General features: G+C 68.1%; 12 protein-coding genes. 9 read left to right on the top strand and 3 right to left on the bottom strand.

Annotated features, from left to right (window positions below; genetic code table 11):
* Positions 1-15 precede the first annotated feature (15 nt).
* Both U4Y88_RS00130 and U4Y88_RS00125 read left to right on the top strand, forming a co-directional pair.
* Positions 16-717, top strand: coding sequence for a GntR family transcriptional regulator (locus U4Y88_RS00130; RefSeq protein ID WP_224015587.1), 702 nt, complete (start codon positions 16-18; stop codon positions 715-717).
* Complete coding sequence (locus tag U4Y88_RS00125; RefSeq protein ID WP_224015585.1) at positions 714-1,982, top strand: LysR family transcriptional regulator; 1,269 nt, start codon at positions 714-716, stop codon at positions 1,980-1,982. Before U4Y88_RS00130 ends, U4Y88_RS00125 begins: the two co-directional genes overlap by 4 nt.
* A 26-nt stretch (positions 1,983-2,008) precedes the next feature.
* Here U4Y88_RS00125 and U4Y88_RS00120 read toward each other — a convergent pair whose 3' ends face one another.
* Both U4Y88_RS00120 and U4Y88_RS00115 read right to left on the bottom strand, forming a co-directional pair.
* Positions 2,009-2,890: an NAD(P)-dependent oxidoreductase gene (locus tag U4Y88_RS00120; RefSeq protein ID WP_321781510.1), complete on the bottom strand. Its 882-nt coding sequence runs from the start codon at positions 2,888-2,890 to the stop codon at positions 2,009-2,011.
* A 2-nt stretch (positions 2,891-2,892) separates the two neighbouring features.
* Positions 2,893-3,969, bottom strand: coding sequence for a 4-oxalomesaconate tautomerase (locus U4Y88_RS00115; protein ID WP_321782218.1), 1,077 nt, complete (start codon positions 3,967-3,969; stop codon positions 2,893-2,895).
* Between the two features lie 212 nt (positions 3,970-4,181).
* On the opposite strand from U4Y88_RS00115, the gene U4Y88_RS00110 reads away from it, so the two are divergent.
* Both U4Y88_RS00110 and U4Y88_RS00105 read left to right on the top strand, forming a co-directional pair.
* Positions 4,182-4,445: a hypothetical protein gene (locus U4Y88_RS00110; RefSeq protein WP_321781509.1), complete on the top strand. Its 264-nt coding sequence runs from the start codon at positions 4,182-4,184 to the stop codon at positions 4,443-4,445.
* Between the two features lie 205 nt (positions 4,446-4,650).
* A complete protein-coding gene (locus tag U4Y88_RS00105; protein WP_321781508.1) occupies positions 4,651-6,885 on the top strand; it encodes a TonB-dependent siderophore receptor in 2,235 nt (744 codons plus the stop codon).
* A gap of 88 nt (positions 6,886-6,973) precedes the next feature.
* On the opposite strand, the gene U4Y88_RS00100 is transcribed toward U4Y88_RS00105, so the two are convergent.
* Entirely contained in the window at positions 6,974-7,642 is a 669-nt protein-coding gene (locus tag U4Y88_RS00100) for an O-methyltransferase (protein WP_321781507.1), read from the bottom strand.
* 539 nt (positions 7,643-8,181) lie between these two features.
* On the opposite strand from U4Y88_RS00100, the gene U4Y88_RS00095 reads away from it, so the two are divergent.
* The 5 genes from U4Y88_RS00095 to bcsE all read left to right on the top strand — a co-directional run bounded on the left by U4Y88_RS00095 (position 8,182) and on the right by bcsE (position 19,542).
* Positions 8,182-8,817, top strand: a complete 636-nt coding sequence (locus U4Y88_RS00095) for a TetR/AcrR family transcriptional regulator (RefSeq protein WP_310631835.1) — start codon at positions 8,182-8,184, stop codon at positions 8,815-8,817.
* A gap of 850 nt (positions 8,818-9,667) precedes the next feature.
* Positions 9,668-12,130 (top strand): cellulose biosynthesis cyclic di-GMP-binding regulatory protein BcsB, encoded by a 2,463-nt coding sequence (gene bcsB, locus U4Y88_RS00090; protein WP_321781506.1) that lies wholly within the window; start codon positions 9,668-9,670, stop codon positions 12,128-12,130.
* A 74-nt stretch (positions 12,131-12,204) separates the two neighbouring features.
* On the top strand, positions 12,205-13,482 hold the full coding sequence (gene bcsZ / locus U4Y88_RS00085; RefSeq protein WP_415774385.1) for a cellulose synthase complex periplasmic endoglucanase BcsZ: 1,278 nt from the start codon (positions 12,205-12,207) through the stop codon (positions 13,480-13,482).
* The gene (locus tag U4Y88_RS00080; RefSeq protein ID WP_321781504.1) at positions 13,464-17,603 is read left to right on the top strand and encodes a cellulose synthase subunit BcsC-related outer membrane protein; all 4,140 of its coding nucleotides are present in this window, start codon (positions 13,464-13,466) and stop codon (positions 17,601-17,603) included. Before bcsZ ends, U4Y88_RS00080 begins: the two co-directional genes overlap by 19 nt.
* A gap of 58 nt (positions 17,604-17,661) precedes the next feature.
* On the top strand, positions 17,662-19,542 hold the full coding sequence (bcsE, locus tag U4Y88_RS00075; RefSeq protein ID WP_321781503.1) for a cellulose biosynthesis protein BcsE: 1,881 nt from the start codon (positions 17,662-17,664) through the stop codon (positions 19,540-19,542).
* Position 19,543: the final 1 nt, after the last annotated feature.

Below are 19,543 nucleotides of genomic sequence, written 5' to 3'. Positions count from 1 at the left end.
GCGCAAGATAGCGACATGAACGAGACAACCCAGCAAACCATCGTGCAGGCGCTGCGCACGCGCATTCTGTCCGGCGAACTCGCGCCGGGGCAGCGGCTCGTCGAGGCGCAGCTCGCCGAACGGCTCGGCATTTCCCGCACGCCGCTGCGCTACGCGCTGAGCGTGCTCGCCACCGAAGGCCTCGTCGAGCGCTCGGGCGCGCGCGGCTATACGGTGCGCCGCTTCAGCGTGGCCGACGTGCTCAACGCCATCGACGTGCGCGGCGTGCTCGAAGGACTCGCCGCGCGGCGCGTGGCCGAACGCGGCGTCGATCCGGCGCTCGCGCGCGCCTTGCAGGACTGCCTGCACGAAGGCGACGAGATCATCCGCCCCGGCGCGCTCGACAACACGACCGAAACCCGTTACGCCGAGATGAACGGCCGCTTTCACGCGCTGATCGTGGCCGCCGCCGAGAGTCACGCGATCAGCGCCGCGCTCGGCCTGAACGAGAAAATTCCGTTCGTCTCGCCCTGCACGGTGGTCTTCGACGACGCCGCGCGCCAGCAGCAATACATGATGCTCGCCTACGCGCACCGCCAGCATCACGCCATCGTCGGCGCCTTGCTGAACGGCGAGGGCGCGCGCGTGGAAGCGCTCATGAAGGAGCACACGCATATCTCGAAGGAGAGCCTCAATCTCTCGGTCGAACATCTGCATCTGATCGCGGGGGCCGCATGAACGCGCCCGAATTGCTCAATCTCGCGCATCTGCGCGCGTTCCGCCTGGTCGCCGACACCGGCAGCGCCACACGCGCGGCCGCCGCGCTCTATCGCGCGCAATCGGCGGTCACGCGCTCGGTGCAGGAACTCGAAACCGCGCTGGGCGAACCGCTGTTCGAGCGCAAGCCCTCGGGCATGCTGCCCACGGCCGTCGGGCGCGTCGTGCTCGACCGCTGCGCGCGGATCTTCGGCGAACTCGAAGAACTCGCGCACTGGTGCGCCGCGCGGCAGACGCGCCGCCGCGCGCTCGGCGAAGGCACGCTGCCCGCCTATCTGCTCAACACGCGCCGCCTGCAATTGTTCGTCGCGCTCGCGCGCCACCGGCATATGCCGAGCACGGCCAGCGCGTTCGGCATCAGCCAGCCCGCCGTGAGCAGCGCGATGCGCGTGCTCGAAAGCGGCTCGGGCGTCACGCTGTTTCACCGCAGCCCGCGCGGCGTGCAGCTCACGGCCGAAGGCGAAACCTTCCTGCTGCACGTGCGCCGCGCGCTCAACGAACTGCGCCACGTGCCCGACGACATCGCCGCCTTGCACGGCAGCATTCAGGGTTCGGTCACGGTGGGCGCGCTGCCGCTCGGGCGCACGCTGATCCTGCCCGCCGCGATTGCGCGCATGAGCGCCCAGCATCCGGGCGTGCGCGTGGTCACCGACGAAAGCGCGTACGAGTTGCTGGTGGCGGGCCTGCGCGCGGGCGACGTCGATTTCGTACTCGGCGCATTGCGCGAGAACGACGCCGCGAGCGGCCTCACGAACGAGCGCCTGATGGCCGAGGACATGGTCGTGCTCGCGCGGCACGGCCATCCGCTCGCGCAGCAGAGTGCGCTGAACGTCAGCGATCTGCGCAACGCGCAATGGATTCTGTCGCGCGTGCATTCGCCCGCGCGCGGGCTGTTCGAAGCGCAGTTCAAGCGCCTCAAACTGAAGCCCCCGATGCCGACTGTCGAGACCGCCGACCTCGCCGTGATTCGCGGCCTGCTGATGGGTACGGACATGATCGCCGCGCTTTCGGCGCAGCAGTTGCACTATGAAATCGAGTCGGGGCAACTCGTGGTGCTCGACGTGCCGCTGCACAACACGCGGCGCGAAATCGGCCTGACCTTGCGGGCGCAGAGCGCGCCCTCGCCGGCCGCGCGCGCGCTGATCGACGCGATCCGTCTGGCGGTCGCCGACGCCGCGCCGGCGGTGCGGGTGATCGAAGGGAGAATGGCGGGTCAGGCGCGTTAGCGCCTGCGCGAAAACGGCAGAGTGAACTACAGTCGATCGAACAAAGCGCGCCAGTCGAACGGCGCGTCGAGATCCTCATAGGCGATGCCGCGCGCCTGCATGGCGTCGACGAAACCGTCCTGCAAGCGCGCACACGCCTCGCTCATGAACGGCTCCACGCCCGCGTCGCGCAGCGTTTGCGCGACTTCACGCATCTCGCCCGCGCGACGGCGGCCATGCTCGGCCACGCGGCTGACGAGATAACCCGCGAGATCGTGATCGCGCTGCATCTTCGAAAATGTTTCGGATAGCGAAGCAAGCACCACGGCTTCCGCGTCGTAGCTGCGCGCCGCGCGCAGACATTCGACAGTCAGCGCCTCGATGCCCTTGATCATGACGCTGCGGCACATCTTCGCCGCCGAGGCCACGCCGATGCGTTCCGCCACCGCCTCGGTCCTGAAGCCGCTCGCGTTCAGCCGTGCGCACACCTCGCGCGCGAGCGCGCCGCCAAGCAGCATCGGCACCGCGAGACCGTAGGGCGGCACCGGCGCCATCACCGCGGCTTCGACGTAATGCGCGCCGCGCGCTTCGATGCACGCCTGCGCGTGCTGCTTCGTCTGCGGCGAGACCGAATTGATGTCGAGCACGATCTGGCCCGGTGCGAGATGCGCCGCGAGCGCCTGCGCGACCTCGACATCGGCCTGCGCCGTCACCGCCGATATCACGAGTTGCGCGCCGTCGATGGCCTCGCCGAGCGTGGCCGCAGCACGCACGTGCGCCGCCTGCGCCTTCTCGCGCAAGGCGTCGAGCCGCAGGTCGTACATCGAGACGCTCGCGCCGCGCGCGGCCAGCGCCGCGCCGAGCAAACCGCCCGCCTCGCCGAAACCGACAAAAGCGATGTGTTCGAAAGCGGCGGGCGTCTCGCTCATGGTCAGGCGCTCCAGACCGAGGACGGCACGCCCACCACGCCGTCGAACAGCCAGCGCGCCGTGCGCAGCAGCGCCGCGCCCGTCACGTCGGTCGCGCCGTTCTCGTGCGCGAGCGTCAGTTCGACCGTGAATTCGCCGGTCGGATGCTCGACCGCGAGGCGCTTCACGTCGCTCTCGTCGCCGAGTTCGGCGATGCCGTCGCAGACCGTGCCCGGCAGCACCGCCGCCGTCGCCACGCTCACCGCGCCGAGCACGCCGATCGACGCATGGCAGCGATGCGGAATGAAGCTGCGCGTGCTGATCGCGCCACCCGCGCGCGGCGGCGCGATCAGGCACATCTTCGGCACCGTGCGCGCGCTGACGTCGCCGAGATTCATGCGCGGACCCACGGCGAGGCGAATCGCTTCAACGCGCGCCTTGAGCGCTTCGTCGGCGTCGAGTTCGTCGCGCGTTTCGTAGCCGGTGCGATCGAGATCGCGCGCGCGGATCAGCACGAGCGGCATGCCGTTGTCGATGCAGGTGACTTCCACGCCTTCGACCGTGTCCGTGAGATTGCCCGTGGGCAGCAGCGCGCCGCAGGTCGAACCGGCCGTGTCGCGAAACGCGAGCGGAATCGCGGCCGCCGTGCCGGGCACGCCGTCGATGCGCGCGTCGCCGTCGTACTGCACCTCGCGCCCGGGCGTCTGCACGCTCGCCACGGCGATCTGCCCCGTGTTCAACATATGGATGGCGACGGCCGTGGTGCCGTCGCGCGCATCGACGAGTCCGCGCTCGATCGCGAACGGGCCCACGCCCGCGAGAATATTGCCGCAGTTCTGGCCGTAGTCGACGCGCGCTTCGTCCACCACGACCTGGGCGAACAGATAGTCGACGTCGGCGTCGGCGCGCGTGGAGGGCGAGACGATCGCCACCTTGCTCGTGAGCGGATCGGCGCCGCCGATGCCGTCGATCTGGCGCGGATCGGGCGAGCCCATCACGGCGAGCAGCACGCGGTCGCGCGCGGCCGGATCGGCGGGCAGATCGGAGGCGAGAAAGTACGCGCCCTTCGAGGTGCCGCCGCGCATCTGCATGCAGCGGATGCGCGTCTGGCCGACGCCCTTCGCGGCCTGCGTCCCGTGTTCCGTCCCGCTTGCCGTCCCGCTTGCCGTGCCCTGTTGCTGACTGCCTGCTGCGCTCGTTGCCACCGCCCCTCCTTGTCTCGTCGATGTCGTCTGCCGCCGCGCGATGCGCGGCGCGCTTCGTCCCATTTTAGGGAGCGCGGGCACGCGCGCACTAACGAAACTGGCGGCGAATGCCATCGAATCTGTTTATGGGTCGTGTTCGCGGCGGCAAGCGCGAGCTAACGCGGATGCCGCCGTTAGCGCGCAATCCGTGTCGGCGCACGGTGTCGAACGCGCCCGAAATCGCCCTTTTTGACCAACGCAGCGAAAGCCAGACAAGCGGATCGCGGCCGCCCACCCCACACCCAGCACGCGCCGCCGATTCGGCCCTTAAACGTTTCCAGACATTTTTGTTGCGCCTACAACCACTGAAATTCATTGTCAGTGTTGTGTAAACGCTGAATAAGCGGGTTGACAGTGTAATTTCAAATAACAATCGTTCTCATTCACATATACAATCCGCATACTTTTTGACGGCCACGCGTCCGGGCTTCCGCGCGGCGGCGTGCGCACGTCAAACCAAAGCACCGCACCGGATGCCGGCTCTCTCGACCGGCGTCACGGCGCGGCAATAACGAATACACCGTTTCGAACTTTCTTATGTCCGTACCCCGTTTGGCTTCGCCTCGCCTCGTTGCGCCCTCCCGTCCTTCCAGCCGTCACGCCATCCTCGCCGCCATCGCCGTGGCCTTCGCCCTGCCCGCCGCCGCCTTCGCGCAGACGAGCGGCAGCGCCGACGCCAGCGATGCAACCGGCACCGCCAGCGCCGCCAGCAAGAGCAACGCCACGCTGCCCACCGTCAAAGTGCAGGCCGCGAAAGAAGCGCTGCCCGGCGACCTCGCGCCCACCTACGGCGGCGGTCAGGTCGCGCGCGGCGGCAACTTCGGCATGCTCGGCCAGCAGAAGAACATCGACGTGCCGTTCAGCATGACGACGTACACGGCCAAGGCAATCCAGGACAAGCAGGCGCGCACCGTCGCCGACGTGCTCTCGAACGATCCGGCCGTGCGCACCGCCTACGGCTACGGCAACTTCCAGGAGGTCTACGTCATCCGTGGCTTCCAGCTCGACAGCGACGACGTCTCGCTCAACGGCCTCTACGGCATCACGCCGCGCCAGATGGTGGAGACGCCCGCCATCGAACGCGTGGACGTGTTCAAGGGCGCGAGCGCGTTCCTGAACGGCGCGTCGCCGAACGGCAGCTCGATCGGCGGCAGCGTGAACCTGCAACTCAAGCGCGCCGACGACAAGCCGATCACCGAAGTCACGCTCGACGGCAGCGCCTCGGGCGAGTTCGGCGCGCGCGTCGACGTCGGCCGCCGCTTCGGCGATCAGGACCAGTTCGGCATTCGCGTGAACCAGTCGGGCCGCGACGGCGAAACGAGCATCGACGGCGAGCATCGACGCAACAGCCAGACGGCCGTCGCGCTCGACTATCGCGGCGACAAGCTGCGTCTCGAAGGCGACCTGCTGTATCAGCGCCAGCACGTGTCGGACGGCCGTCCGGTCGTCTACGTGGCGGGCTCGGAAGTCCCGGCCGTGCCGTCGGCGACGCACAACTACGGTCAGACGTGGGCGTTCAGCTCGACCGAGGACACGGTCGGCATCCTGCGCGCCGAGTACGACTTCCAGCCGGGCTGGACCGCCTACGTCGCGGGCGGCCTGCGTCACACCGATGAGTACGGCCAGTACGCGTCGCCGCACTACACGGACCCCAGCACCACCACCGCCTCGCGCATGTACGTGCCGCGCAAGGAAGACGCGGCATCGGCGGAAGCGGGCGTGCGCGGCCACTTCAACACCGGTCCGGTGAGCCACTTCGTGACGGCCGGCGCGTCGATCGTGAGCGTGCACACGGAGTCGGCGTGGAATATGTCGGGCAGCTTCAACACCGATCTCTACAACACGCCGCAAGTGGCGTCGCCGCCCTCGAAGTACTACTCGCAGGGTCTCGACGGCAATCCGCCGCTCACGGCGACGAGCCTGATGCGCAGCATCGCGGCGTCGGACACGCTCGGCTTCTTCCACGACCGCGTGCTGTTCACGGTCGGCGTGCGTCATCAGGAAATTGTCTCGAACGCGTATTCGTCGTCGACGCTGCTGCAGACCGAGGCCTATAACGACTCGATCACCACGCCGCTGTTCGGCATCGTGTTCAAGCCGACCCAGAACTTCTCGATCTACGCGAACCGCAGCGAGTCGCTGTCGGCGGGCGAACAGGCGCCGTCCACGGCGATCAACAACGGCGCGCTGCTCGCGCCGGAGCGCACCAAGCAATATGAAGTGGGCGCGAAGTACGACTCGGGCAAGTTCGGCGCGCAACTGGCGCTCTATCAGCTTGAGAAGCCGCAGAGCTACACCAACTCGTCGGGCTATTTCGTCGCCGACGGCAACGAGCGTCATCGCGGCGTCGAAGCCTCGGTGTTCGGCGAGGTCTACAAGGGCGTGCGCCTGATGGCGGGCGCCACCTACATCAACGCGGTGCAGCTCGACACGGGCAGCAACGACGGCAATCGTCCGGTCGGCGTGCCGAGCTTCATGTTCAACCTGGGCGCGGAATACGATCTGCCGTGGGTGCAGGGTCTGACGTTCTCGGCGCGCTACACGCACACGGGGCCGCAGTATCTGAACGCCGCGAACACGCTGTCGATCAAGGCCTGGGACACCGTCGATCTGGGCGCGCGCTACAAGACCAGCGTGTTCGGCCGCCCGACCACGTTCCGCGCCGACGTCTACAACCTGACGAACAAGGCGTACTGGAGCTCGGCCACCGGCGGCTATCTGACGATGGGCGCGCCGCGCACCGTCCTGTTCTCGATGACGACGGACTTCTAGGACTCGCGTCGGGCGCTCTTCGCCTGTGCATGAAAAACGCCGGTGCTGCGTGCGCAGCCCGGCGTTTTTTTATGGCGCGACGGCTTCGTTACGCGCCGACGATCGTGATCGCGAATCCGTCCCAGCCCTTGCTGCCGACCGTTTGCACCGCCGTGGTGTCGAGCCGTTCGTCCGCGGCCGCTTTCTCGAAGTAGCGGCGCAGGCCCGCGACGTCGGCTTCGTGATCGGCGTCGTCGGCGATGCGGCCGCTGCGCACCACGTTGTCGGCGACGATCACCGTGCCCGGACGCGACAGCTTCAGCACGCGGTCGAGGTAATGCGCATTGTTGCTCTTGTCCGCGTCGATGAAAACGAAATCGAACGGCGGCGTGGGTTCCGCGAGCATCGCGTCGAGCAAATCGAGCGCGAGGCCCGTGACGATCGTCACGCGTTCGGCGAGACCCGCATGCGCGATGTTCGCGCGCGCGACCGCTGCGTTTTCCGGGCTGTATTCGAGCGACACGAGCTGGCCGTCGGGCGGCAGCGCGCGCGCAAGCCAGATCGCGCTATAGCCGCCGAGCGTGCCGATTTCGAGGATGCGTTTCGCGCCCTGGATACGCGCGAGCAGATGCAGGAACTTGCCCTGATTCGGCGCGACGTTGATGGACCGCAGCCCGGCTTTCGCGCTCGCGGCCAAAGCGTTGTCGAGGGCGTCGTCGGCGCCGATCAGGCGTTCGGTGAACCAGTCGTCGACGGCGTGCCAGGTCTGCTCGTTCATTGCTGCGCTCCTCGGATCGGATGAACGCGGCAAGCTTAGCGCAGTCGTTGCGAGGCACGCAGTTTCGCGAGCGGCGCGATCTCGTCGTCAGGGCTCGCGCGGCGCGCGGTTATCCCGGTAATTTTTCCATGCTCGCGTTCTATCTGAATGCTTTCCAGATTGCGCGCGAATCCGAGCCGCAATAATTGCCGATTTGTTACCGCTTTTTTGCCGGTTCGTCGCCGAATTCCGTTTTGATTCGCTGCGCTTTATCGCTAATCGACATTCGATTGAACACTCGCGCATGGCGTCATTCGCCGTCTGTGAATTCACGTCGTGCGCGCATTGCGCCTTACATTATCTTTCATAAAGAATTGCAAGACGTTTTCATCCGTTCAATGCGGCATCTTTGATAGTATTCACGCGTTCACTCTCCGCTGCCCTGTAACGCCGGCGCGCTGCGCATCGTCGTGGTGCATAGGCGTCGTTCGCTGCGCAGTACGAAGCGTGCGGAGAACCTCGTTCCATCATCAAGGTGCCCTTTGGATACGGATACCACTATGCCCGCCGAAGCTCCCCCCGTTGCACGCGGCAGGGGAAGGCCGGTAACGATCACGCGCGAGGCGCGCCGCGAGCAGATCCTCAAGGCGGCCGAGAGCCTGTTCAAGCAGTCGGGTTATGCCGCGACCAGCATGGCCGATATCGCGCGCGTCTGCGAGACCTCGAAGCGCACGATCTACGAACTCTTTCCCACCAAGGAAGAACTGTTTCGCGCGCTGGTCGCCGACGCGGAATCGTTCCCCGACGTGGAGCACGAGATCGACGACACGCTCTCGCCTCAAGCCGTGCTCGAAGCCACGCTCGCCGAAATGGCCCATTACGTGCTCAACGAACGGCACGTGACCGTGACCCGTCTCGTGATCGCGGAATCGAACGCCTTTCCCGAGATTCGCCGCCACTACTACGATCAGGGCATTCACCGCAGCAAGCAGTTGCTGGAGTCGCGGCTCACGCTGCTGATCGAACGCGGACGCATCGCGTCCGTGAACGTCGACCGCATGGCCGACATGCTGTTCGGCGCGGTGATCGGCACGCATCTGATCGCGGCCATCAGCTATCGGCAGACGCCGGATATGAACGACGTCGCCGCGCGCGCGCGCGAATCCATCGCGGGGCTGATCAAGCCGATCGATTGACGGCAGGCAGCGCAAAGTCGAACGCCAAGTTTCTTGCGAACCTTGGCGTTTTTTTATTGCGGTGCGAATGGGTGGCATTCGGCGGGAATCCGGTTGGCGCTGAAATCGGTGTGACTCAAACACGTTTCAGCTTTCCTTCTTCACCGATCAGGATCGCTAATTAATCAAAACAGAAACGCAAATTTCAAACTCGATTCGTTGGTCGAGCGAATGCGGCACGCGGCGCTGATCGAACGCACCGATGCGGCGCGCGACCCAATCGCGTTCGACGGACTCGCGGCATGAATCGAACCATGAATCAAACTGCGCGCCGCGAGTTCGCGCACGCTGAGGCCTGGCGCATCAGGCAAGCACCTCGGCGAAAAGCGGCGCATGGCCGCGCATACGCACCGATCGCGGATGACTTGCTTCGTTACAGGCAATCGTTTGCGGCAGGTCGACCCGCCCAGCATCGCTGCCGCGACGCATCCACATCAGGCTGACGCGCAATCGTTTGGCACGCCGCGTGCTACAGCGGCTTCGTGCTGCGGTGCACCGTATCGACATAAGTCGCCAGGCGCCACGACACCCGGGAAATATCGACAACGTTTTAAATCGCATTGGCCAATGTTCGTTGCGCAAAAACGACTCTTTTACCCGCCATGACGTTCTTTAACAATTCAAGTTGAATAAACGGTGCTCAATCCCATGTCGCTACTGAGCATAGTCAGATAAACTCCGACGAATCTCAGAATAAAGCGTTGGCGCTGATCCCGGATAAGGCGGGTATTGCGAGACCGCCAACATCACTAGACGGCTGGCTGAGCAAATTGGGGGCAGCCGTCGCGAATAAGACAAAGGGCCGTTTGCGATGCGAGTTTCCGTTCATGTCCGCCTGGGCGCGTTGATTGCCGGGCTGTTGGTGGGATCGAGTTTGCTCGCAGCCGACAAGCCGGCGGCCGTGGCGCCTGCGAGCAAAGGCGCAACCTCAAGCGCAGCGTCGGTTGCGTCCGCAAGTACGGCATCAGGCACGGCAAATGCTCAACCCCTCGCCGCCGCTTCCGCTGCGAGCGCAACGAACGCCGCAACGAACGCCGCCGCGTCGCAAAGCGCCGGTCCCGCCGTGATCCAGACCGAGCCCGGCACGCTCGCGATGCCGAACGACAACGCCAATCCGGCACCGCTCGGCCCGCCGCGCACGCATGAGTTTTCGCTGCGCGACATGGGCGTCTACGGCCCGATGGAATTGCGCGGCCTCGATCCGACCGGCTACATGAACGTCGACGTGCGCACCGACGAAGTCGTGACGAGCGCGAAGCTGCGTCTCATGTATACGTACTCGCCGTCGCTGATTTATCCGCTGTCGCATCTGAAAGTCTTCGTCAACGGCGAAGTGGTCGCGACGATTCCGCTCGTCAAGGAAACCGCCGGTCAGCTCGTGACGAGCGAGATCAATCTCGATCCGCGCCTGTTCACCGACTACAACCGCATCAGCGTGCAGATGATCGCGCACTACACGCTCGATCATTGCGAAGACCCGTATCACACCACGCTGTGGACGGACGTCGCGCCGCAGACCACGCTCACGCTGAACACGGCGGGCATCACGCTGCCGAACAGCCTCGGGCTGCTGCCGGTGCCGTTCTTCGACCGCCACGACAACCGCCTGCTGCGCGTGCCGTTCGTGCTCGCCGCCAACGCGGGCGTGCCGACGCTGCGCGCGGCCGGCGTGGTGTCGTCGTGGCTCGGCGCTCTCGCGAGCTATCGCGGCGCGCGCTTCCCGGTCACGCGCACGGCGCCCGCCGACGCCAACGCCGTCGTGCTCGCACTGCCTGGCCAGATGCCTGAAGGTCTGTCGCTGCCCGAGATCAAGGGGCCGACGATCAGCGTGATGACCAACCCGGCCGCCGATCCGCAGTCGGGCCGCAAGCTGCTGGTGCTCGCGGGCCGCACGCCCGAGGAACTGGAGAAGGCCGCCGACGCGCTGGTGCTCGGCCAGGCCGGCATGGCGGGCAGCAGCGTGATCGTGCAGTCGGTCGATCTCGGTCCGGCGCGCAAGCCCTACGACGCGCCGAACTGGGTGCCCACCGACCGCCCCGTGCTGATGCGCGAGCTCGTGAGCGATCCTCAGCAGTTGCAGGTCTCGGGCTACAACCCGCCCGCGATCCGCGTGAACATGCGCGTGCCCGCCGACCTCTACGCGTGGGCGCGCACCAACGTGCCGCTCGACATCCGCTATCGCTACACGGCGCCGTCGACGTGGAACGATTCGATTCTCAACGTCAGCATCAACGATCAGCTCGTGCGCTCGCAGCGCCTGAAGCCCGTCACGCGCGCCTCGGACGAGACGCGCATCAGCGTGCCGCTGCTTTCGGGCACCGACGCGCGCGCGGCCAGCAACATCGAAATCCCGGCCTTCCGCGTGGGCTCGAACAACCAGTTCCAGTTCCAGTTCCATATCGATTCGCAGAAGACCGGCCTGTGCACCTCGACGGCCGTCGATGTCGCGCGCGCCGCCATCGACCCCGATTCGGTGATCGACTTCAGCGGCTTCGCGCACTACACGGCGCTGCCGAATCTCGCCTTCTTCGCCAATAGCGGCTATCCGTTCACGCGCATGGCCGACCTCGCGCAGACGGCCATCGTGATTCCCGACGCGCCCAACGCGCAGGACCAGGAAGCCGTGCTGACGATGCTCGGCCACATGGGCCAGTGGACCGGCCTGCCCGCGCTGCGCGCGACGCTCGTGCCCGCCAGCCAGATCGACAGCGTGAGCGGCGACGACCTGCTCGTGATCGGCTCGGGTTCGGCCGCCGATCTGCTCGTGAAGTGGGGCAAGGATCTGCCGCTGCTGATCGAGCGCGGCAAGACCGAAGTGACGACGCGCGACCAGAAAAGCGGCTGGCCGGGCTGGCTCGGCGGCACCGAGGACGACGACGAGCCGAAGCCCGCGGGCCGCTCGATCGTCTCGCTCGGCGGACCGATGGCGGCGCTGATCGGCTTCGAGTCGCCGCTCGCCTCGGGACGCAGCGTGGTGGCGATCTCGAGCACCTCGTCGGCGCAGCTCGGCGACGTGCTCGACGCGCTCGAAGACAGCGGCAAGGTCGCGCAGATGCACGGCGACCTGAGCGTCGTGCGTCAGAAGGAAGTGGAAGGGCTGCGCGTGGGCGAACGGTATTTCGTCGGCGATCTGCCCTGGTATGCGCGCGCGTGGGTGCATATCTCGCACTATCCGTCGCTGATGGCGGTGGCCGGGATTCTCGCGGGCCTGATCGTCGCGCTCACGGTGTTCTGGGCGCTCGGACGCATGGCCGCCCGCCGCACCGGAGACTAAACGTGCCGACCGGGTTGAGGGCCAAGCCCTGCCTCACGCGCCGGCTCGCGGCCGGCGCCTGCGCGCTCGCGCCGCTGTTGCTGGGCGCGCCGTCGCCTGCGCTCGCGGCGAACGCGAATGCGCCTGCGAATGCAACGGCGAAGGCGGCTGCCGCGAAAACAGCGTCCGCGCCGCGAGCGCCCGCTTGCGCGTGGTCCGACTGGACCGCGTTCAAAGGCGCGCTGCTGTCCGCCGACGGACGCGTGATCGACGCCAGTTCGCCGCGCCAGGTGACCGTCTCCGAAGGCCAGTCGTATGCGCTCTTTTTCGCGCTCGTCGCGAACGACCGCGCGGCCTTCGACAAGATCCTCGCGTGGACCGAGAACAATCTCGCCCAGGGCGATCTCGCGGCGCATCTCCCCGCGTGGATCTGGGGGCGCACCGACATCGATGAAAACGGCGCGCCGGTGGCGGCTTCGGCGGCTTCAGGCGCTTCGAGTGCTTCCGCTGCCTCGGCGACGCAAACGCCGTCCGGCACGTGGGGCGTGATCGACGCCAACTCCGCCAGCGACGCCGATCTGTGGATCGCCTACACGCTGCTCGAAGCGGGCCGACTCTGGAACGTGCGCCGCTACACGGCGATCGGCACGGTGATGGCGCGCAACATCCTGCGCCGCGAGACGGCCTCGCTGCCCGGCCTCGGCCGCACGGTTCTGCCCGGTCCGACCGGCTTCAAGCTCGACAAGACGTCGTGGCGCCTGAACCCGAGCTACGTGCCGCTACAGGTCATGCGACGTTTCACGCTGGCGATGCCCGAGAAGGAACAGGCCGCGTGGAACTCGCTGCTCGGCAGTTCGGCGCAGCTCGTCAACGGCACCGCGCCCAAGGGCTTCTCGCCCGATTGGGTCGTGTATCGCGCGCAGGGCAACAAGGGCGATTTCGGCCCCGACGAACCGACGCACGCCGAAAGCGCCTATAACGCGATCCGCGTCTATCTGTGGGCGGGCATGCTCGCTCACGACGACCCGGCGCGCAGCGCCACGCTCGCGACCTTCGCGCCGCTCTCGGCCTTCGTGGCCGCGCACGGCTTTCCGCCCGAGCGCGTCAACACGCAGACCGGCGAGCCTGGCCCGAATGAGGGCAATGGCGGTTTTTCGGCGGCGGTCGCCCCGTATCTGTCGGCGCTCGGACGCACCGATCTGTCCGACGCCCAGGTCGAACGCAGCCGCGCGCGCGCGCAAAAGTCGCCGCCCGGCTACTACAGCAGCGTGCTGATGCTGTTCGGCCTCGGCTATCTGCAAGGTCTTTATCGCTTCGACGCGCAAGGCCGCGTGATCCCCGCATGGACGGCTCAATGCCCGGCAGCACGATGAACGCCTTCGCGAAAGCGCCGCGCCCGGGCGCCGGCTCGCGCGCGCGGCGTCTCGTTCCGGCGATCGCGGCGCGGCTCGGGTCGCGCGCCGAATCGCGGATGGATACGCGCGCCGAAGCTCGGCCAGAATCGCGGCCCGAACCGCGCCTTGATGCGCGGATCGCGCGCCGGCTCGCGCCGCGCCTGTCGCCGCGCATCGCGTCGATGCTCGCGCTGCTGATCGCCGCGTCGCCGCTGGCCGCGCGCGCACAAAACGCACAGAACACGCCGAACGCCCAGAACGCGCCGCAGCCCGCCGCGAACGCCGCCGCGCCCGCCGCCCAGGCCGCGCAACTGCTCTCGGCAGCGCGCATGTGGATGGCGAAGAACCGCCCCGACGTCGCGCGCGGTCTCGTCCAGAAGGCGCTGCTGTTCGATCCGCGGGAGCCCGAGGCGCTCGCGCTGATGGGCGAGATCGAACTGCGCTCGAATCGCACGGCCGAAGCCGCGAAGGTGCTCGCGCAACTGCAGAAAATCGCGCCGAACGCGCCCGCGACCCAGGAGCTGTCCGACACCTACCGCGTCGCCACCCGCGACAAGAACGAGCTCGCCGAGATCCGCCTGCTGGCCAACGCGGGCAAGACCGAAGAAGCCGCCCCGCGCATGAAGAAGCTGTTCCCGCGCGGCGCGCCGCGTGGGGCGCTCGCGCGCGACTATTACCGCATCGTCGCGGGCACCGACGCGGGCCGTGTGCAGGTGATCGACGAACTGCGCGCGCGTCTGAAGCGCAATCCCGACGACGCGAACGCCGCGCTGATTCTCGGCGACCTGCTGACCGACCGCACCAGCACGCGCATGGAAGGGCTGAACCTGCTCTACGGCGTCTATCAGCGCCAGGACGGCAACCGCGCCGACGCGCTCGAATTCTGGCGCCGCGCGCTCGCCAGCGCGGGTCGCGACGATCCGGCCTATTACATCTGGTATGTGCGCTATCTCCAGGAAGTCCCCGACGACACCGACGCGAAGCAGACCGTCGCCGACCTCGCGAAGAAGCTCGGGCCGCAGGCCGTCGCACAGGCCAACGCCGCGGCGGCGAGCGGCAAGCCCGTGATGGTCGCGTCGGGCGGCACGCGCGCGTCCGGCGGCGCGTCTTCCGGCTCGCGCACGCGTGTGGCCGGTCCCGGCGCGCGCGCCCGCAACCAGGGCCTCGCGCAACTGGCGCGCGGCGATCTCAAGGATGCCGAAGCGTCGCTGCAAACCGCCCAGCGCGCGAACCCGAACGACGGCGAGACGATCGGCGCGCTCGGCCTCGTGCGTCTGCGCGAGGGCCGTCAGGACGAGGCGCGCGCGCTGTTCGCGCGCGCCGTCAAGCTCGACCCGGACAACGCCGGCAAGTGGCGCAGCCTCGAAAAGACCGCAGCCATCTGGGGCACCATTGGCCGGGCGCGCGACGCCAACGCGCAAGGCAAGCCCGAGCAGGGCGAAGCGCTCGCGCGCGAGGCGCTCAAGCTCGATCCGGGCAACGCCACCGCCACGCGTCTGCTCGCCGACTCGCTGATGGCGCAGAAGAAGTGGAGCGAGGCCGAAGCCGTGCTGCGCCCGCTCGTGACAGCGAAGGAGCCCGATCTGGACGCGCTGCGCAGCCTCGTCACCGTGCTGCGCGAAACCCATCGCGACAACGAGATCGGCCCGCTGATCACCGCGACGGCGCCGCGTCTGTCCGGCTCGGAGGCGGAACTCAAGCGTCTGCACGCCGAACTGCTGGCGATCCAGGCCGATCAACTGCTCGCCGAAAACCGCAAGAGCCCGGCCATCGCCAAGCTCGAAGACGCCGTGCGCCTCACGCCCGACGACGCCTGGACGCGCTTCACGCTCGCGCGCCAGTATCGCGACCTGAATCTGCCCGCGCTCGGCCGTCAGGTGATGGAGGACGGCCTGAAGGCCTCGCAGGCGCCCGACATGCGTTACGCGACGGCGCTGTATCTGAATTCCGTCGACGACCTCGACGGCGCCGCCGTGCAGCTCGACGCCGTGCCGGCCGCCGAGCGCAGCGACGGCATGCGCACGCTGATGGGCAACCTCGCCGCGCAGAAGAAGCTCGCGCAGGCGCGCCAACTGATCGCGCAAGGCAAGGACGACGAGGCGCGCGCGCTGCTCGACGCCGCCGCCGCGGACGCCAACGCGGCCAACGATCCGCAGATGCTCGCCTCGGTCGGCCGCGAATGGATCGCGCTCGGCGAGCCCGACAAGGGGCTCAAGCTCGTGCAGGACTGGCTCGCCGCGCATCCGGGCGACGACGGCGCGAACGGCGCGCGCGTGCGCTACGGCGAACTGCTGGGCGCCGCCAACCGCGACGACGACTGGTCGAAGTGGATCGACGCCACGCGCGCGCAGCCGGGCCTGACCGACGAGCAGCGCGCCGATCTCGACGACCAGGAGTTGCGTCTGGCCGTGCGCGCGACCGACCGCCAGATCGACAACGGCGACCTGCGCAGCGCGCAGCGCACGCTCGACGCGGTGCCGTCGCACCTGAAGTCGAACCGCCGCTGGCTGCTCGAAGAGGCCGATCTGCTCGAAGCCAAGGGCGACTACAAGGGCGCGCTGGCGGCCGCGCAGAAGGTGCTCGCGGCCAACCCGAACGACGCCGACGCGCGTCTCACCGTGGCGCGCCTGTACGAGCGCATGGGCCGCGACCGCGAGGCCACGCAGCTGGTACGCGACGTGCTCGCCGACACCGACGAGGACGACATCGACACGCGTCTCGCGATCGCGCGGCGCTTCACGGCGCAAGGCCGCAACCAGGAGGCGCAGGACGTGATCGACCCGCTGCGCGAACGCTACCCGGACCGCTCGGACGTGACGATCCAGGCGGGCCGCGTGGCGCAGTCGCGCGGCGACTACAACGACGCCGCCAGCCTCTATCGCAGTTCGCTCGCGCAGGAGCAGGCCGAGGGCGAGCAGCCGGGCCCCGACGGCCTGACCTCGGGCGCGCGCGCGCTGCAAGGTCTCGACGACCGCCGCCAGCCGCAGATCGCGACCGAGTGGTATCAGTCGAATCTGGCGGGCGATCCGGGCATCTCGGAGCTGCACGCGACGGAAATCCCGCTCTACGTGCGGATTCCGAACGGCTATTCGGGCCATTACTTCTTCCACGCCGACACGGTCTATCTGAACGCCGGCACGCTGCCCTCGGGCAGCGACGGCGTGTACGACTACGGCAAGTCGCCCGCGCTCAGCAACGCGAACGTGCCCGCCATGAACCAGACCGCCACCGGCGTGGCGCTCGCGGCGGGCTACGAGTTCAGCGGCGCGAACACGAGCTGGCGCGCCGACATCGGCAGCACGCCGATCGGCTTCCCGATTTCGAGCGTGCTCGGCGGCCTGCTGTACCGCTACGACTTCCAGCACGCGTCGGTGTCGGTCGACATCTCGCGGCGCGCCCAGACGAGCAGCCTCGTGTCCTACGCGGGCGGACGCGATCCGATCACCGGCGAAACCTGGGGCGGCGTGGTGCGCAACGGCCTGACCGTGCGCGGCGCGCACGATTTCGGGCCGGGCACGCTGTTTACGAGCCTCGGCTTCGGCCTGCTGACCGGCACCAACGTGCCGACCAACCAGGAATTCAAGCTGCGCAGCGGCTACGACTGGTCGGTCTGGCGGCGTCCCGACCAGTCGGTGTCGAGCGGCCTGACGATCAACTACTGGAAGTATTCGAAGAACGAGCACTTCTACACGTTCGGCAACGGCGGCTACTACAGCCCGCAGAGCTATCTGTCGTTCAGCCTGCCGCTCGACTGGACCGGCCGCTGGGGCAAGCTGTCGTGGGAACTCGACGGCTCGGTGGGCGTGTCGTTCACGAACGAGGACCGCTCGCCCTATTTCCCGACGCGCCCCGATCTGCAGGCGCTCGCGGGCGACCCGTACTTCGGCGGCGGCTCGGGCGGCGGCTTCAGCTACACGGCGGAAGCGGCGCTCGAATACCGCGTGACACCGCATTTCGTGGTCGGCGGACGCTTCCGTCTGGACCGCTCGCGCGACTACGCGCCGAACGTGGGCCTCGTGTACCTGCGCTATTTCTTCTCGCCGCAGCATGGCCCGGTGCCGTACCCGCCGACGTCTGTCAGGCCATACTCGGAATATTGAGGCATCGTATGAAGACTTCGACTCGAACCGTCATCGCATCCGCGGACCGGGCGACCCGATGAACGAGCCCGTCCGCGCCCCCCAGGCACCGGCCGCCGCCGACGCGCGCGCGCCGCGCCATTCGCTGCTCGCGCGCCTGTCGCAGCGCGAGCCGCTGGCGATCGACGGCCTGCCGCCCGCGCTCGCCGCGCTCGGCTCGGGCCAGGTGCACATCGTCTATGCGAACGCCTCGCCCGCGCGCGACGCGCTGTTCTGGGAAACCGCCGCCGCCGCGCTCGAAGGCCCGGCCACGGTGCTGTCCACGCGCGACGGCGCGAGCATCGCGGCCACGCTGCGCGATCACGGCATCGACATCGACCGGCCCGGCTCGACGCATCACTGGGCCAACGTCTGCTCGCTCGTGCCGCTCGAAGGCCGCGACGGCGCGCAGGTGCTGATCGAGGCGCTCGACGCGCTCGCCAACCAGTGCGCCGCGCCCGCGAGCCAGTTCTATCTCGAAGGCGCCGAAGCCTTTTTCGACTGGCACGACGCCGCCGCGCTCGCGCGCCAGGGCGCGCAGCTCGCGAGCTGGTGCGCGCAGCATCGCTACGGCGTGCTGCTGCTGGCCGAACCGCCGGGTCTCGGCGACGACCACGCGCATCCCGAGCTGGCCGCCTTCCAGGCGCGCTTCGCGGGCGCGGCGCAGTTGTTGCAGACGCAAGGCCAGTTCCATTGGGAAGTGGCGTTCTGGCGCTCGGACGACGCCGTGCTCGGCAGCCAGTCGCTGCCGCTGCGTTTTTCGGCGCTCGATCATCGTCTGACCGTCGACGGCGGCACCTTCGCGCAGACCGCGAGCGAAGTGGGCCTGCTCGCGCCCGACGAAGGCCGCGTGATCATCTCGCGCGACGCCGTGCTCAACGAGCGCGTGCTGCCGCCCGCCTGGCAGGTCGTCGACGACAACGAAGCGGCGCTCGGCGCCGCGCGCACCGCCGTGGCCGCCACGGTGATCCTCGACTTCGGCACGAGCCGCCAGCTCGAATCGCTCGCGGAGCAGGTCCACACGCTGCGGCTGCAATGCGGCAACGCGCTCAAGATCATCGTGCGCGAGGAAGCGGTGGCGATGCGCTACGAGTCGCTGATGCTCAATCTGGGCGCGAACCGCGTGATTGCGCGCCACACCACGCTCTCGCAGGTGGAGGCGATCGTCGACAGCCTGCAAGGCCAGGTGTATTCGCGGCCGGTTCCGGCGGATTATCGCCAGGCGCTCGCGGGCGTCATGCACGGCGAGGAAAGCGGCTATGTGGGCGCGGCGCATTTCGTCGAACTCGTGCGCGCGGCCGTGGAACGCAGCCGCGTGATCCAGTTGCCGAGCGTGCTGATCCGGCTCGCGCTGATGCCCGAAGTGGCGCACGTCGACGCGCTCAAGGCCTGCCAGCTGCGCCGCGCGGGCGATATCGCGACCGCTGCCGGCGACAGCCTGTACGTGTTTTTCTTCGCCTGCCGTCTCGGTGACGCCGACGCGGTGCTGCAACGCGTGTTCCAGAATCCGCTCGCCGAGCTGTTCCAGGGCGAGCAGCGTTGCGGCGATCCAAATTCGATCGGCGTGCTGCTCGAAACGCTCGAAGACGAAATCGACGCGCAGACGCCGCCCGATTATTCCGGCTGGCTCGCGATCCACGCGCCGCAGACGCCGCGCGGCGCGGCTCAGGCCGCTTCGGTGACGCCCACCGCTTCGGTCACGCCCGCCGCCGCCCAGGGCGTCACGCCGTACGCCCGTAGCGAAACCGCCGCAGCGAACGCACCCGCGCCCGACCCCGATCAGCTGCCCGCGCTGCCCGTCCTCGACGACGCGCCGCCGCCCGCGACCGCCCCGGCGGGCGCGCCGTCCGCCCAGGCAACACGCGCCGCGCGCGCCGAACCGCGCCGCGCCGCGCTGCCGCTCAAAGCCCAGGACCGCTAAC

The sequence above is a fragment of the Paraburkholderia sp. J94 genome (assembly GCF_905220285.1).
Classification (GTDB): Bacteria; Pseudomonadota; Gammaproteobacteria; order Burkholderiales; family Burkholderiaceae; genus Paraburkholderia; species Paraburkholderia tropica_A.
The sequence above is the reverse complement of the archived record's forward strand: the minus strand, read 5'-3'. Positions and strand labels throughout refer to the sequence as shown.

Coding starts and splice junctions, on each gene's coding strand:
- bcsE (WP_321781503.1), top strand. CDS start 17,662: ATGAACGAGCCCGTCCGCGCCCCCCAGGCACCGGCCGCCGCCGACGCG.
- U4Y88_RS00125 (WP_224015585.1), top strand. CDS start 714: ATGAACGCGCCCGAATTGCTCAATCTCGCGCATCTGCGCGCGTTCCGC.
- U4Y88_RS00120 (WP_321781510.1), bottom strand. CDS start 2,890: ATGAGCGAGACGCCCGCCGCTTTCGAACACATCGCTTTTGTCGGTTTC.
- bcsB (WP_321781506.1), top strand. CDS start 9,668: ATGCGAGTTTCCGTTCATGTCCGCCTGGGCGCGTTGATTGCCGGGCTG.
- U4Y88_RS00095 (WP_310631835.1), top strand. CDS start 8,182: ATGCCCGCCGAAGCTCCCCCCGTTGCACGCGGCAGGGGAAGGCCGGTA.
- U4Y88_RS00130 (WP_224015587.1), top strand. CDS start 16: ATGAACGAGACAACCCAGCAAACCATCGTGCAGGCGCTGCGCACGCGC.
- U4Y88_RS00105 (WP_321781508.1), top strand. CDS start 4,651: ATGTCCGTACCCCGTTTGGCTTCGCCTCGCCTCGTTGCGCCCTCCCGT.
- U4Y88_RS00110 (WP_321781509.1), top strand. CDS start 4,182: ATGCCATCGAATCTGTTTATGGGTCGTGTTCGCGGCGGCAAGCGCGAG.
- U4Y88_RS00100 (WP_321781507.1), bottom strand. CDS start 7,642: ATGAACGAGCAGACCTGGCACGCCGTCGACGACTGGTTCACCGAACGC.
- U4Y88_RS00080 (WP_321781504.1), top strand. CDS start 13,464: ATGCCCGGCAGCACGATGAACGCCTTCGCGAAAGCGCCGCGCCCGGGC.